Below are 14,549 nucleotides of genomic sequence, written 5' to 3' on the forward strand. Positions count from 1 at the left end.
AAGCACCCCATATCGGACCGCGCAACCTGTGTGCGGCCCGCGCGCGTCGAGCTGGCGCGGTGCGCCAGACCGACGCAAGGCGTCAACTGGTGAGCGGACATGTGACATTGCCCGACGACCTTCGACTGCACCCCGTCTGCGGGACGACTCTGGGGGTGGACGGGGGTAGAAGAAGGCTTCAGAACACGGGTTTCCCGCCAGTGACGCCCAGCACAGAACCGGAGACGAAGCTCGCTTCGTCCGAGGCAAGGAAGACGAAGGCCGAGGCCACCTCAACCGGATGGCCGGCACGACCCAGCGGCGTGTCTGAGCCAAAGCCGTGGACCTTCTCGGCCGGCATGGTCGCCGGGATGAGCGGCGTCCAGATCGGACCGGGCGCGACGGCATTCACGCGAATCCCGGTAGGGCCCAACTCCTGTGCGAGATTGACGACCAGGTTGTTCAGAGCGGCCTTGGTCGCGGCGTAGTCCAGGAGATGCTGCGAGGGCGAATATGCCTGAACCGACGTCGTCACGACCACGCACCCGCCACCACGCAGCTGTGGCGCCAGAGCCTCGGTCAGCCAGAACGGTGAGAAGACGTTGGTCTCGAACGTTCGACGAATCTGCTCTGGCGAGAAGTCGCTGAGCTCGTCATGTGTCATCTGGTAGGCCGCGTTGCAGACGAGGACATCCAGCCCGCCCAGCAACTCAACGGCGCCGTCGGCAAGGTTCTTGTTCGCCTCCCAGGTGCGCAGGTCGCCGGGGACGGAGTGCGCCTGCCTACCGACGGACCGCGCGAAGTCGACCGTTTCGTCAGCGTCGGCCTGCTCCTCAGGAAGGTGGGCCACCACGAGATCGGCCCCCTCCTTGGCGAAGGCGACGGCACACGCTCTCCCGATCCCCGAGTCTCCGCCCGTGATCACCGCGCGTTTGCCCGCCAGCCGGCCGCGGCCCACATACGACTCTTCGCCGTGGTCCGGTCGAGGGTCAAGGTGGCCAACGGCGCCTGGCCAGTCCTGCTGCTGTCCAGCAATGTTCGAGAGATCTGCTCGTGTGTCCATGAGCGAGCCATACCCCGTTCAGTCCGGGGCATGCATACCTGGGTCGGCTGTTGTCGCGTGTCCCTTGACTCAGCGGCACGCGACAAGTGAGCGGTTCGCGTTCGACCTTGATGGGGGCACGCGCAACGTCCCACGACCCGTGGCTCGCCGATCGACGGCGGACGCTGCTCGGGCCTACGCGCTGACCGCAGTTCCCTCGAGGCTGACCACGGTCGTCCTACGCAAGACCCCGCTCAGAACGTGCCATCGCCACACTGCGTGGGCAGCGGTGCGCGAGCCGCTCAGCACATCTGCGCAGGTCAGGGGCTCACAAATGGTTTGGGGCGTCAGGCCGGGGGTAGATAGGGAGAAGGCGCCCAGCACCGAACGGCGTGCCACCCCCTTCAACAGGACTGGACGAGACATGAGTGAGATGTACGGAACGACCAGTAGGGACGACTACGACAACACGCGTGAACTGGGCACCGTCGAGGTGACCCACGGGCGCGAGGACCGTGCCTTCTCGGATGAGGTCGGCGCCACGAGTACGAACGACGCGGCCAGCACCAAGGACGTCGCCAAGGAGGAGGCGAAGGCCACCGGCGAGCAGGTCAAGGACGGTGCGGCGCACGTGGCACAGGTTGGCAGGGACGAGGTGAAGAACGTCGCCCAGGAGACCAGCCAGCAGGCCAAGGAACTCTGGCAGCAGACGCGCACGCAGCTGATGGACCAGAGTGCCCAGCAGCAGACCCGGGTCGCCGAGGGCCTGCGTTCCCTGAGCGAGGAGCTGTCGGGCATGGCCCGTGGCTCCGAGCAGCAGGGCGTCGCCAGCGACCTTGCCCACCAGGCGTCACAGCGGATGGGCGATGCGGCGGCGTGGTTGGACCAGCGCGATCCTGGTTCGCTGGTCTCCGAGGTGAAGCAGTTCGCCCGCCAGCGTCCGGGCACCTTCCTCGCGACCGCGGCCCTGGTTGGCCTGGTGGGGGGACGCCTGAGCCGTGGACTCGTGGCAGACCACCAGGACCAGGACGCTAGCGGGACCACCGATGCGGCCACGACCACGGCGCCGGCCGCGGCTCCGGTCGCACCGGTTGTCGACCACAGCACTGCCGGGTTCTCCGCCTACAGCGCGCCCGTCAGCACCGGCGAGTCGCCCCGATGAGCCACCCCGACCAGCTCGACGACCCCCAGGCCCGCTCGCTGAGCAACGTCGGCGAGCTGTTCGCGGACATCAGTCGCGACCTGTCAACCCTGGTGCGCCAGGAGATGGAGCTGGCCAAGGTCGAGATGCGCGAGTCCGCCACCAAGGCGGGCAAGGGCGCCGGGATGCTCGCCGGAGCCGGTGTCGCCGGTCACTTCGTCCTGCTCTTCCTGTCCGTCGCCGCATGGTGGGGACTGGGCAACCACATCGGACGTGGGTGGTCAGCCCTCGTCGTGGCAGGCGTGTGGGCTGTCATCGCTGCAGTTCTGGCTGCACGAGGACGAGGAGAGATCAAGCAGGTCAAGGGAATTCCACAGACAACCAAGACTGCCCGGGAGATCCCCGACGCGCTCAAAGGGAACGAGGACCACGCATGACGAACAACCCAGACCAGATCCGCAGGGAGATCGAGGACACCCGCGGTCGGCTCAGCAATGACGTGAACGCACTCACCGAGACCGTGAGCCCCTCCAACGTCGCCCGCCGACAGGCCGACAAGGTCGCTGGCGTGGCCACCTCCGTCAAGGAGCGCGTGATGGGTGCCGCCGACGACGTCCGGGGCAGCGGTTCCGACGCCGCCTCGAGCGTCGGTCGAGCCCCTGGCGCGGCAGCCGACAAGGCGCGGCGCAAGACCGAGGGCAACCCCCTCGCCGCAGGGCTGATCGCCCTCGGCGCAGGATGGCTCGTCGGCTCGATGCTGCCGGCCTCGGAGAAGGAGAAGCAGGCCGCGGTGGCGCTCAAGGACAAGGCCGAGCCGCTCATCGAGGAGGCGAAGTCCGTGGCGCAGGACACCGCCCAGGAGCTCAAGGAGCCAGCCCAGCAGGCAGCCGCGAGCGTGAAGACCGCGGCCACGGATGCCGCCGGCACGGTGACCGAGGAAGGGAAGGCCACCGCCGACGACGTCAAGGCCCAGGCCCAGTCGTCCGCCGACACGGTGCGCTCAACCCAGGAGTAGAACGCAGCGCCCGTTCCTCGACGTCGACGGTTTCAGTCGCAAAGGAGGATGCGGTACGAGCAGCACAGCGTCTCGTGCACGGCATCCCGACTTCGCAGTCGGAACTGTTGCCGGGCGGGGTGAACGTGGCCTTGAGGGGGCCCAGGTCGACCTGGGCCCCCTCATCATGGAGCGAAGCTTCTCAGCCGGCCGACTGGCCGTCTGTGGACCAGGTCGGGGTCGTAGCGAGGTCGGCCGCGACGGGAGCCGACACTGGCCGAGGTTCCGTTGGACGATCTGTCAGTGAGCCGGGCTCGGTGCGGCTACGGCCGGGGTCCCGTGGTCCGCGGCAGGCCCGGATCAGCAGTCGTACAGCTTCGTCGACCGTCTGGCCGATCACCCGCTCAGGGAGCCCGCTGAAGTGAAACACGTGTGTCTCGACGTGGTCCCGGCGTCGGACGGCAAGCCAGGTCGTTCCGGCTGCTACCCCACTTTGGGGCCCGGGTCCCCCCACTCCCGTGGCAGCCAGAGTGAGATCCGAGCCGAAGAGTTCCGCTGCTGAGGCCGCCATGGAGCAGGCGGCGGTCGGGCTGACCACCGGGCCCGGCGAGACGCCCAGGATGTCGAACTTCGTGCGGGAGGCGTAGGCAACGATGCCCCCGAGGAACCAGGAAGCAGCCTCAGGACCACGGCCCAGTTCCGAGGCGATGGCGCCGGAGGTAAGGGATTCCGCCACTGCGATCGTCCAACCGCGTTCCTGCAGCAGTGCCGCGAGTAGCTCAAGTCGGGACAGGCTGTCGGTCATGCGCACCTCCGTTGGCCCAGCGCCCACAGGCATGGAGGTAGGGACCTGCGGGTCGGCAGCAACCGATCTCGAAGGCGGTGTGGGTCCGCCTTGGCGCAGCCACCGACGCGCACGGCTCCCCCGAGCACGGCGGACTCACCTGTCCGGGTCCCGGGTGGGCGTGACGGGCCGAGCCCGGGCCCCCCGTTGCCACAGTCCCGGCGCTGCGCCTGTTCGCGTTGCTTTTCGCCCATCGGGCCCTGCCTGGTTCCTGGGTTCGCGCAGTCACCTGACCGGCGCCGGGTCCTGCGCGTCCTTGGCTCGGGGGATGGTGGTGCGCTCGGGCCGACGCGGCGGCTGCCGCGTGGTCCGGATGACACCCCCGCAGGGAGCTCGCGGACGGGCTGACGATCAAGGGCAGCCCGGAATGGACTTTGACTGTGGCTTGGACAGTCGGTCATTGCTGGCATGTCTGTGGTGTGCCCTGACAAGGGGGTTCTCAACCGTGTTGGGGCTTCCCGACTCGGGAATCTGCTCCCTTGCACGGGCTGCCGTGCTCGAGTTCGCCCGTCGAGAGGTCGAACATCGAGCGGTGGCGCGATCGCGATCTGGGGTGGGCTGGCGCGCCGCCAACCGGCCATCTGGGTTCCGGACACTGTCGACAGCGACGTTCCCGGCGGACCAGTCCATCGGGCCGCTTCAGGGCCGAGCAGGGCAACTTAGGGTGTGCCGCACCAGGTTGCGTCTTCGTCGGTTCGTGGCCGACTCCTGATTGGGCCATGGGTCATGCGGGTAGATCGGAGATGGAAGACCCCAGGGAAGGAGATCAGATGTCAAAGGATCTGAGTGACAGCCGGAACCGCAAGCGGCTGAAGAAGTCGTCGTTCGCCTTGCCGGAACAGGAGAAGTACCCCATCCCCGACATCGAGCATGCGCGGAACGCGTTGGCTCGGGTAGCCCAGCATGGATCAGAAGCGGAGAAGCAGAAAGTACGAGCTGCGGTGGAGAAGAAGTACCCGAGTCTCAAGAAGGACGACTGACCGAGGGGCCGTCACATGGCGACCGGCACCGGGCTGCGACAGGGCCAGCTCTTCAGCCTCAACATCGACGGTCGCGACCTGGAGCAGTCGGAGGCGCTGAGCGCGCATCTGGAGAGCTGCCCCGCGACCTCGTTGGTCTCACCAACGAGGTCGGCATGCCCATGCGGCGATCTGCGTCCTGGCCCGAATGGACCGCGCACTCACGGCAGCGGAAGTCCCCCAGTCCGGTTCCACGAGCGCACCAGGGAAGCTCTCGACGGAGTGCCCGGAAAGTGTGCTTGACCATTTGCGGACCAGCAATGGCTCGAGGAGACAAACCGAAGGCAAGAGGCGTGAAGTGGATGAGTCGGCCGATACGCCGGGTTCTGTCCCGCGGCCCGGTTGCCCGGGCCGTGGTGACGGTCATCCATCTACGACAGCCGTTGCCGACTGCCTCCAGCGCTCTACCCGTGTGCTCGGGCGGGCAGCCCTCGGACGCACACTGTCTGAGCTTGCTCCAGGTGGGGTTTACCTAGCCGAGCCAGTCACCTGGCCCGCTGGTGGTCTCTTACACCACCGTTTCACCCTTACCGCGGTGCCTGCGCAACCGGAGCTGCGTGGTCCACCGCGGCGGTCTGTTCTCTGTGGCACTGTCCCGCGGGTCACCCCGGGTGGCTGTTGGCCACCACCTTGCCCTGTGGAGCCCGGACGTTCCTCGGCGGTGGTTGCCCACCGACGCGACCGCCTGGCCGACTCATCCGTCGCCAAGGATAGGGCAGGTATGGCGCGTGGCCGGCCACGCGCCATACCTGCCGTCCGAAGGGGGGCGACTGGGGAGTGACTAGTCCCTGCGGACCAGGGCGCATGGTCACGTCGGGCCACAGCGGATTGGGGGTGACCTTCTGAGCGGAATGCACCGTGTGCACGGACGCAGGATGCGACAGCCTCGGACGCGGTGAGGAGGGGTCACATGACGACGTACGACAGCACGACAGCACGTCCAGCCCAGAGGGGCGGCGGGCGACCTGCGCGGATGCAGGTCAGGTTCTTCGGCGGGTTCCACCTACGGGTCGGCGCCGTGGTCCTCGGACCACGCCAGCTCGGCGGCACCAAGCCGCGATTGATCCTGGAGGCGCTGCTCGCCCACGGCGGCGCCCCGGTGAGCAAGGACCGCCTGGTCTCGATGCTCTGGGAGGGCGACGGGTCCAAGGGGTCGAGGGCCAACCTCGAGACGTACGTGTGCGTGCTGCGCAAGCACCTGCACGCGGCTGCGCCCGGCATCGAGGACGTCATCGGCTCGGTGGCCGGGAGCTACACGCTCGACATGTCGCGCGTCGAGCTCGACCTCGACCGGCACGAGGAGCTGATCCGGCGGGCGACCGACCCACGCACCGCGGCGGCTGACGCCGTACCGCTGTTCGTCGAGGCCCTCGCCCTGGGGCAGGCCGACGTGCTCCCCGAGGAGGGCGACCTGGAGTGGCTGGTCGACCTGCGACGCCTGCACGTCGGGCGCATGCGGACCCTCCTCGTGCAGGGAGCGGTCAAGGTCCTCGACCTCGCACCCTCGCTGTCGCGTCAGTGGTCGATGTTCGCGCTGGAGCAGGACTCCCTCGACGAGGCCGCCTGGATCTCCTACCTGTCCAGCCTGGAGCGGCTCGGCCAGCACGCCGAGGGCCTGCGCGCCTACAACGACTGCCGGCAGGTATTCGCTCGCGAGCTGGGCTGCTCCCCCGGCCGGGTGCTGCAGGAGACGTACGTCCGCCTGCTGCGCGGGGCGAACGAGGCGAACGGTGAGCTCAGCCGCCTGCTCGATGCCGTCGTCAGCCTGCACAGCGTGACAGGTAGCCGCGGACCGGCGTCGTCGCTGCACCGTGGACCTGCTCCCCGCAGCACGCCTCCCGTGTCCTTCGAGGAGGCTCGACTGGTGCTGTCCACGCTCTTGGCACGAGCAGGGAGCACGACGAATGGTGGAGCCGCCGCGGCGCGATCGGCCTGACAATCGGGGGCGGGTCGTACAGGTCGGGATGGACCACGTTCGACCTCGGCCTGGGCTGGCAGCAGCGCGACGGAGGGGGCTGGTCGCATGGAGGTGCAGGAGACGGTCACGCGCGTCCTGGTGGTCGACGACCACAAGACGTTCGCCGAGCTGCTGACGAACGCCCTCGACCGTGAAGCCGATCTCGAGAGCGTCGGCCACGCGACGACAGCGGCCCAGGGGGTCGCGATGTTCCGCGAGCTGCGGCCGGAGCTGGTGCTCATGGACGTGCAGCTGCCGGACTCGACCGGGTTCGACGCCACCCGCCAGATCATGGCCATCGACCCGTTCGCCCGGGTGATCGTCCTGACGGCCCACGCCAAGCCGGAGTTCGCCGGCGACGCGCTCGTCGCCGGCGCCTGCGGTTTCCTGGCCAAGGACGGAACCCTGGCCGACATGCTCGAGGCGGTGCGCACCGCCGGCCCGGGCCACGTCGCCGTGGACCCCGAGCTGATGGTCCACCTCATCGCGGAGGCCGCGGAACCGACGACGACCCCGGTCCGGCTGAGCGACCGGCAGCTCGACGTGCTCGCCCTGCTCGCCCGCGGCGAGGACGTGCAGCACATCGCCAAGGAGCTCAACATCTCGTTGAGCACGTGTCGCAGCTACGTGCAGACGATCCTGACCAAGCTCAAGGCACACAGCCAGCTGGAGGCGGTCATCATCGCCGCCCAGCTCGGACTGGTCACCATCGAGCAGCCCGATCGCCAGCTGCGAGACGACTTCCGCTGATGTGGGGCCGCGGCGGGTCCTCCTCGGAGAGCACCGAAGTGCGGCGCGCCGTCGTGCGGCACCTCCTGTACGGCGCGGTGGCGCTCGTCGTCGTGTCGGTCCCGACCTTCCTCGCCTTCGAACGGATCGCGGAGGCGCACGCCCTCGACAACGCGGCGGAGGACGGCGCCAGCATCGCCCGCAGGCTCCTCGCGCCGGGGGTCACCGAGGCCCTCATCGCCTCGCAGCCGGACGCGATCGCCGCGATGGACCGCCGCCTCGGGCCGCGCATGAGCGACGGATCCCTGGCGCGGGTCAAGATCTGGAAGCCCGACGGGGTGATCATCTACTCCGACGAGCACGCCCTCATCGGGCGGAACTTCTCGTCCGACCCCGACCTGTCGAAGCTCCGCCCGGGTGGTGCGCCGGTCTCGGCGATCTCCACCCTCGACGAGGAGGAGAACGTCTTCGAGAGGGGCACCGACAGCCTCGTCGAGGTCTACACGTTGTCGTCCTCACACGCGGGACAGGACGTCGTCTACGAGATGTACTTCCCCCTCGTCCGCGTCGAGCGGGAACGTGACCAGCTGCTCGCCAAGATCGCCCCCGTGGGGGTGCTCGCCCTCGGCGCCCTCACGCTGTCGCAGCTGCCGCTGGCCATCGGCCTCGCCCGACGGGTCAGCAGCATCCGCAGGTCGCGTACGCGCCTGCTCGCCCAGACCGTCAAGGCCGTCGAGCTCGAACGGCAACGGCTCGCACAGGACCTGCACGACGACGTCATCCAGGACCTCTCGGGCGCGGCGGTCAGCCTCGAGGCCCTCGGGAGGGCCGGCGACGGCTCGGACCCGACGGCCGACCGGGCCGCGGCGATCCTGCGTCGCGACATCCGCCTCCTGCGCGACATCGTGGCCAACCTCTTCCCCGTGACACCCCACGAGGCCGGCCTCGACGCGGCGATCCGTGACCTCGCGGCCGGGCTCGGGGAGCAGGGCCTGCGGGTCGAGCTCGACCTCGACGAGGACACCGGCGTCGACCCCGTCACCGCGGGACTGATCTACCGCGTGGCACGCGAGGCGATGGTCAACGTGGCGAAGCACGCCGAGGCCGGCGTGGTCGACGTGGAGCTCATCATCACGCCGTATGCCGTGAGCCTGCGCGTGGCGGACGACGGTCGCGGCCTGGTCACCAGCGGCGGCACTGCCGTGGCGACCCGGATCGCCGGGCACGTCGGGCTCGACATCGTCCGGGAGACGATCACCGAGGCCGGGGGCTCGGTCGTCGTCGAGGGCAGGCGTCCGCACGGGACCGTCGTGCGCGCCCGGCTCCCCCGCTGACCCGGCAGAAAGATTTTCCCAAGGTCGTGCCTCCACCGTGGGCCTGTCATTTCCTCAGGAGGCAGGTGTGTCATGGCCAGTTCCCACGCACGGTTCGAGCGTGTTGCCCGAGAGCTCCGGGATCCCGGAGAAGGTCGGTCCGGTCCGAGTGGCCGCAGACGCAGCACAACCCTGCGACGCCCGGCGCGACTGACGGTCCTCGGATCCGTCGGCGCCGTCGTCGCCGCCCTACTGCTCCAACCGTCGCTGGCTGCGAACGCCGCCTCGGCACCGGTCGAGGCAGGATTCACGATCACCGCGGGTGACCTCTCGTTCATCCTCAAGCAGATCAACATCGCTGAGCGGCACGCCGCGACGGCGACGCCGGCAGAGCCCTGCAAGGGACTGCTCAACCAGCCTGGCGACGGGATCCCGGATGCCGAGCAGGTACCCGACGTCCTCACCTCCTACGGCCTTCGCACCGTCGGCGGCGAGTGCAACAACCTGGTCCCCGGACGCGAGAAGTTCGCCGCGGCCGACGTGCCCTTCGAGCGCATGGCCCCCGCCGACTTCAAGGACGCGGAGAACGTCCCGGCGGGCTTCCCCGGTGCCGGAACCCCCACGACCTACAACACCAAGCAGCCGGGCAACATGGTGTTCGACACCCAGCCGCGCATGATCAGCAACCTCATCGTCGACCAGACGGCCACGAACCCGGCCGCCGTGGCCGCCGCCGGACACCCGGTGCGCAGCCAGGGCAACACCGGGGTCTTCCCGTGTGACGCCAACAACCTCCCCGCCGGCTGCACACCCGCTGGCGAGACCCTCTCCATCCCGAACATCACGACGGACGTGGGTCTGTCGCCTCCGTTCAACGGCCTGTTCACGATCTTCGGGCAGTTCTTCGACCACGGCGTCGACCAGACGGTCAAGGGCGGTGGCACCGTGTTCGTGCCGCTGCGCGACGACGACCCGCTGGTCGCGGGCCCGGACCACATCTTCGGCAACGCCGACGACCTGGACCCGAACCTGCGGTTCATGGTCCTGACCCGTGGCCAGAACGAGCCCGGCCCGGACGGCGTCTTCGGCACCGCTGACGACCTCGACCCGGCCAACACCGACACCCCGCTCGTCGACCAGAGCCAGACCTACACCTCGCACGGATCGCACCAGGCGTTCCTGCGTGAGTACGAGCTGGACGCGGCCAACCACCCGAAGGACACGGGCCGCCTCCTCGGAGGCCCGAGCGTCGCCAACGGGCTGGCCACCGACGACCTGCGCAAGAACGGCATGTCGACCTGGGCCACCACCAAGGACCAGGCGGCTCGGGTCCTGGGGCTCAAGCTCCGTGACGTGGACGTGCTCGACATCCCGATGCTCGCCACCGACCCCTACGGCAACTTCGTCCCCGGACCGGACCGTGGCCTTCCGCAGTACGTCACCCAGACCGGTCTCGTCGAGGGCGACCTCGCGTCCCCCGTCGAGCCGCCGGCCAACGTGCTGCACTTCCACACGCCGTTCCTGACGGACATCGCCCACGACGCCGACCCCGGCTCCGTCGGTCCGTGCACCGCCCCGAACACCCCGTCCGGCTGCAAGAGCCCCGACCCCGACACCACCGCCGGCACCCAGCTCGACGGGCAGGCCGCCGGCACCTACGACGACGAGCTGCTCGACTCGCACTTCACCGCCGGTGACGGTCGCGTCAACGAGAACATCGCCCTCACCACCGTGCACCAGATCTTCCACTCGGAGCACGACCGGCTGGTCGGCGACATCAACAACACCCTGACCACCAAGGTCCCCCAGTCGGTGCTCCAGCAGTGGACCCGCACGGACGGCCCGTCCGGGTGGAACTACGGCCAGCGCCTCTTCCAGGCCGCTCGCTTCGTCACCGAGATGGAGTACCAGCACCTGGTGTTCGAGGAGTTCGCCCGCAAGGTGCAGCCCGCGATCGACCCGTTCCACGTCTACCACTCCGACGTGAACCCGACGATCCCCGCTGAGTTCGCCGCCGCCGTCTACCGCTTCGGCCACTCCATGCTGACCGAGACGATCGACCGCACGGCCCCGCTCCCGGCAGGCTCGACCTCGCCACCGCAGCACTACGACATCAAGCTGCTCGACGGGTTCCTCAACCCCCCGGAGTACAACCGGGGCCTGAACGGGAGCGCGCTCAGCTCTGAGGCCGCTGCCGGCGGGATCATCATGGGCATGTCCGACCAGGTCGGGCAGGAGATCGACGAGTTCGTCACCGACACCCTCCGCAACAACCTGCTGGGGCTGCCGCTCGACCTCCCGACCCTCAACATGACCCGCGCCCGGTCCGAGGGCATCCCGACGCTCAACAACCTGCGCCGCCAGATCTTCTCCGTCACCAACGACGGGCAGCTGGCGCCGTACACGAGCTGGGCCGACCTGGGCAACAACCTGAAGCACCCGGAGTCCCTCGTGAACTTCGTGGCTGCCTACGGCACGTACCCGAGCATCGTCAACGCCACCACCTACCAGGCCAAGCGCGCCGCTGCGCAGGCCATCATCGACCCGGGCGTGGGCCTCAGCCCGACCCAGGACGAGATGGACTTCATCAACGGCGCCGGTGCGTGGGCGAACCAGGAGACCGGCCTCAACAAGGTCGACCTCTGGGTCGGTGGTCTCGCCGAGTCGACCGACATCAACGGCGGGCTGCTCGGCAAGACGTTCAACTACGTCTTCGAGACGTCGCTGACGAACCTCCAGAACGGGGACCGGCTGTACTACCTGGCCCGCACCCCCGGCATGAACCTGCGGACGCAGCTCGAGAGCAACAGCTTCGCCGAGCTGATCATGCGCAACACCGACAACACGCACACGCTCAAGCAGGACGCGTTCGCGACGGCCGACTGCAAGTTCCAGCTGGCCAACCTCGCCAACACCGCCGCAGGGTTCACGCAGTTCGGTGCCTCCGTCACCGACGACCCCACGACCGACTGTGACGAGAACGCACTGCTGACGCGCTCGGCCAACGGCCAGATCACCTACAAGCTGATCAACTCCGTGGACCCCGCGGGCATCAACGGGCAGTCCGTCTACAACGGCGACCTGACGTCCAACCGGATCAAGGGCGGCATCGACAACGACACCATCCTCGGCAACGACGGCAACGACTGGCTCGACGGCAACTCCGGCGACGACGTCGTCATCGGAGGCGACGGTGCTGACCGGATGACCGACACCGGTGGTGCCGACGTCCTCAAGGGTGGTCCGGGCAACGACGCCATGGACGCCGGTAGTGGGATCGACATCATGATGGGTGGCGACGGCCGGGACTTCATGAACGGCGGCGCCAACGACAACGAGGAGTTCGCCGGACCTGACGACGACTTCGTCATCGCCGGTGCCGGGACCGACACCGCCTTCGGTGGTGGCGGCGACGACTGGATCCAAGGTGGGTCCGGTCAGGACCTGCTCATCGGCGACCACGGTGCACCGTTCTTCGACGACCCCGCCGAGACCAGTCCCGGTCACGACATCTTCATCGGCCAGGTCGGTGAGAACGACTACGACACCGAGGGTGGCGACGACATCATGAGCCAGAACTCGTTCGTCGACCGCAACGCGGGCGCCGGAGGGTTCGACTGGGCGATCCACCAGTACGACACGGTGGCCGCCGACGACGACATGGCCATCAACAACAACCTCGGCCCGTTGCCGATCCAGGTGGTCGTCAACCGCGACCGCTGGCAGGAGACCGAGGCCGACTCGGGCTCCGCACGCAACGACGTCATCCGTGGCAACGACGACGTCCCCTCGGCGATCGGCGGCGCAGGCTTCACCGGCTGCGACGTCCTCGACCAGGCAGGCGTCAACCGCATCAGTGGGCTCTCGGCGATCCTGCCGCCCCTCACCGGTGCGCTGGCTCCGGTCGTGGCCAACTCGGCCGCAGGCACCTGCCCGCTCTCCGGACCCATCTGGGGTGACGGCAACATCCTGCTCGGTGGTGGAGGCAGCGACACGATCACCGGTCGTGGCGCCGACGACATCATCGACGGCGACCGGTCGCTCCAGGTCCGCATCAGCGTCCGCACCAACGCGGACGGCACCGGCCCGGAGATCGGGTCGGCGACGCTGATGGAGGGCACCTACCAGGCGGGCAACCCGAAGACGCTGCAGCAGGCAGTGTTCGACGGGACCGTCGACCCCGGCCAGCTGGTCATGGTGCGCGAGATCGTGCCGGCCCCCGCTGGTGACACCGGTGTCGACACCGCGGTCTTCCTCGCCCCCAGGGCGTCGTTCACCGTGGTCCGCAACGCCAACGGCAGCTTCACGGTCACCCAGACCGGGGCGGTCAACCGGGCCACCCAGAAGGTGTCCGACGGCATCGACACGCTGCGGAACATCGAGCGGCTGCAGTTCACCGACCAGGTGCTGCTGCTCACCCCGCCGCCGGCACCCACCAACGTCGCCGCAACGACGACGCCGAGTGCCGCCGCCACCGGATCGGCCACCGTCACCTGGACCGCACCGGTCCTGCCCGCGGGCACCTCGCCCATCACGAGCTACGACATCGTGGTCAGCTCCAACGGTGTGGTCACCCAGACCATCACCGGGATCGCCCGCACGGCCGTCAGCCGCGTGGTCACCGGTCTGGTGACCAACAGGCCGTACACCTTCCAGGTGCGCGCCAACAACCTCTTCGGAGCGGGTCCGCTCTCGGCGCCGTCCAACGCGGTCACCCCCGTGGGCGTCCCGAGCGCACCGACAGCGGTCACGGCGGTCCGGGGCAACACCAGCGTCAGCCTGAGCTGGACCCCGGGTAGCGACGGAGGGTCGCCGGTCACGGGTTGGCTCGTCCAGGTCCGGATCGGTGGTACGACCGTCAGGACGGACACCGTCTCCGGCAGCACGCCGAGCGCGCTCGTCTCGGGCCTCACCAACGGCACCGCGTACAACTTCAGGGTGCAGGCGGTCAACGCCAACGGCACCGGCGCGGCGTCGGCCAGCTCCAACACGGTGACCCCGGCAACGGTGCCGGGCAAGCCGGGCATCGGGACTCCGATCGCCGGTGTCGCCGGCGGCGCGAGCAACGCTCAAGCCGTCTGGAGTGCTCCTGCCAGCAACGGTGGTTCGACCATCACGAACTACCGGGTGAACGCCTACCGGGTCGCCGCAGACGGCGTCACGCTGACGTTCTTCAGCCAGACGACCTTCAACGGCACCGTCACTCCCAGGACGATCGCCCTCCCCACCGGCAACTACCAGTTCGAGGTGGTGGCGATCAACGCCCTCGGGGACAGCGTCCCGTCGGACAAGTCCACCACGGTCGTGGCCAGATGAGCTGAGGTGAGCCGGTCCGGGGCGCGCGAGGGGCGGCCCGGACCGGCAGCTCCCTAGCAGGACCCCACATCCGCGGGCCCCGGACCACCCCCTCACTCAGTCCGGGGCACCGCCCTTTCCGACAGTGCCCGGCACATCACCCCCGATGTGCCGGGCACTGTGCTGCGCCCGTTCGGCCAGTGCCCCCGTATGCGGCCGGGCCGGCTGGCTGCGTA

10 protein-coding genes and 1 other RNA gene are annotated in these 14,549 nt (G+C 68.9%); 8 read left to right on the forward strand and 3 right to left on the reverse strand.

All coding sequences use genetic code 11. The annotated features are described in order from the left end of the window. Positions 1-178 precede the first annotated feature (178 nt). Positions 179-1,042, reverse strand: coding sequence for an SDR family oxidoreductase (locus tag ASD62_RS17805; protein WP_056917573.1), 864 nt, complete (start codon positions 1,040-1,042; stop codon positions 179-181). 403 nt (positions 1,043-1,445) lie between these two features. On the opposite strand from ASD62_RS17805, the gene ASD62_RS17810 reads away from it, so the two are divergent. From ASD62_RS17810 to ASD62_RS17820, 3 genes are read left to right on the forward strand one after another with little or no spacing between them, the layout of a single operon-like run. Beyond that, positions 1,446-2,183, forward strand: coding sequence for a hypothetical protein (locus tag ASD62_RS17810; RefSeq protein WP_056917574.1), 738 nt, complete (start codon positions 1,446-1,448; stop codon positions 2,181-2,183). Next, positions 2,180-2,599, forward strand: coding sequence for a phage holin family protein (locus tag ASD62_RS17815; protein WP_056917575.1), 420 nt, complete (start codon positions 2,180-2,182; stop codon positions 2,597-2,599). Before ASD62_RS17810 ends, ASD62_RS17815 begins: the two co-directional genes overlap by 4 nt. Next, a complete protein-coding gene (locus tag ASD62_RS17820; protein WP_056917576.1) occupies positions 2,596-3,177 on the forward strand; it encodes a DUF3618 domain-containing protein in 582 nt (193 codons plus the stop codon). Before ASD62_RS17815 ends, ASD62_RS17820 begins: the two co-directional genes overlap by 4 nt. A 181-nt stretch (positions 3,178-3,358) precedes the next feature. Here ASD62_RS17820 and ASD62_RS21055 read toward each other — a convergent pair whose 3' ends face one another. Then, positions 3,359-3,994 (reverse strand): CinA family protein, encoded by a 636-nt coding sequence (locus ASD62_RS21055; protein ID WP_369818827.1) that lies wholly within the window; start codon positions 3,992-3,994, stop codon positions 3,359-3,361. A gap of 776 nt (positions 3,995-4,770) precedes the next feature. Here ASD62_RS21055 and ASD62_RS17825 point away from each other — a divergent pair. Further along, entirely contained in the window at positions 4,771-4,980 is a 210-nt protein-coding gene (locus tag ASD62_RS17825) for a DUF6582 domain-containing protein (protein WP_056917577.1), read from the forward strand. A gap of 338 nt (positions 4,981-5,318) precedes the next feature. Here ASD62_RS17825 and rnpB read toward each other — a convergent pair. Beyond that, positions 5,319-5,716: RNase P RNA component class A (gene rnpB, locus ASD62_RS19515), an RNA gene on the reverse strand. Between the two features lie 213 nt (positions 5,717-5,929). Here rnpB and ASD62_RS17830 point away from each other — a divergent pair. From ASD62_RS17830 to ASD62_RS17845, 4 genes are all read left to right on the forward strand, one after another. Further along, entirely contained in the window at positions 5,930-6,955 is a 1,026-nt protein-coding gene (locus ASD62_RS17830; protein WP_082553358.1) for a BTAD domain-containing putative transcriptional regulator, read from the forward strand. Between the two features lie 87 nt (positions 6,956-7,042). After that, positions 7,043-7,726 (forward strand): response regulator transcription factor, encoded by a 684-nt coding sequence (locus tag ASD62_RS17835; RefSeq protein WP_056917579.1) that lies wholly within the window; start codon positions 7,043-7,045, stop codon positions 7,724-7,726. A gap of 38 nt (positions 7,727-7,764) precedes the next feature. Beyond that, positions 7,765-9,039 (forward strand): sensor histidine kinase, encoded by a 1,275-nt coding sequence (locus ASD62_RS17840; RefSeq protein WP_157581630.1) that lies wholly within the window; start codon positions 7,765-7,767, stop codon positions 9,037-9,039. A gap of 72 nt (positions 9,040-9,111) precedes the next feature. After that, on the forward strand, positions 9,112-14,334 hold the full coding sequence (locus ASD62_RS17845; RefSeq protein ID WP_082581048.1) for a peroxidase family protein: 5,223 nt from the start codon (positions 9,112-9,114) through the stop codon (positions 14,332-14,334). Positions 14,335-14,549 lie beyond the last annotated feature (215 nt).

It is taken from the genome of Phycicoccus sp. Root563, assembly GCF_001427915.1.
Taxonomy (GTDB): domain Bacteria; phylum Actinomycetota; class Actinomycetes; order Actinomycetales; family Dermatophilaceae; genus Pedococcus.

What these genes read in the sequence shown, in the direction of transcription:
- ASD62_RS17845 (WP_082581048.1), top strand. Translation starts at nt 9,112, where the DNA reads ATGGCCAGTTCCCACGCACGGTTCGAGCGTGTTGCCCGAGAGCTCCGG.
- ASD62_RS17835 (WP_056917579.1), top strand. Translation starts at nt 7,043, where the DNA reads ATGGAGGTGCAGGAGACGGTCACGCGCGTCCTGGTGGTCGACGACCAC.
- ASD62_RS17825 (WP_056917577.1), top strand. Translation starts at nt 4,771, where the DNA reads ATGTCAAAGGATCTGAGTGACAGCCGGAACCGCAAGCGGCTGAAGAAG.
- ASD62_RS21055 (WP_369818827.1), bottom strand. Translation starts at nt 3,994, where the DNA reads ATGCCTGTGGGCGCTGGGCCAACGGAGGTGCGCATGACCGACAGCCTG.
- ASD62_RS17805 (WP_056917573.1), bottom strand. Translation starts at nt 1,042, where the DNA reads ATGGACACACGAGCAGATCTCTCGAACATTGCTGGACAGCAGCAGGAC.
- ASD62_RS17830 (WP_082553358.1), top strand. Translation starts at nt 5,930, where the DNA reads ATGACGACGTACGACAGCACGACAGCACGTCCAGCCCAGAGGGGCGGC.
- ASD62_RS17820 (WP_056917576.1), top strand. Translation starts at nt 2,596, where the DNA reads ATGACGAACAACCCAGACCAGATCCGCAGGGAGATCGAGGACACCCGC.
- ASD62_RS17810 (WP_056917574.1), top strand. Translation starts at nt 1,446, where the DNA reads ATGAGTGAGATGTACGGAACGACCAGTAGGGACGACTACGACAACACG.
- ASD62_RS17815 (WP_056917575.1), top strand. Translation starts at nt 2,180, where the DNA reads ATGAGCCACCCCGACCAGCTCGACGACCCCCAGGCCCGCTCGCTGAGC.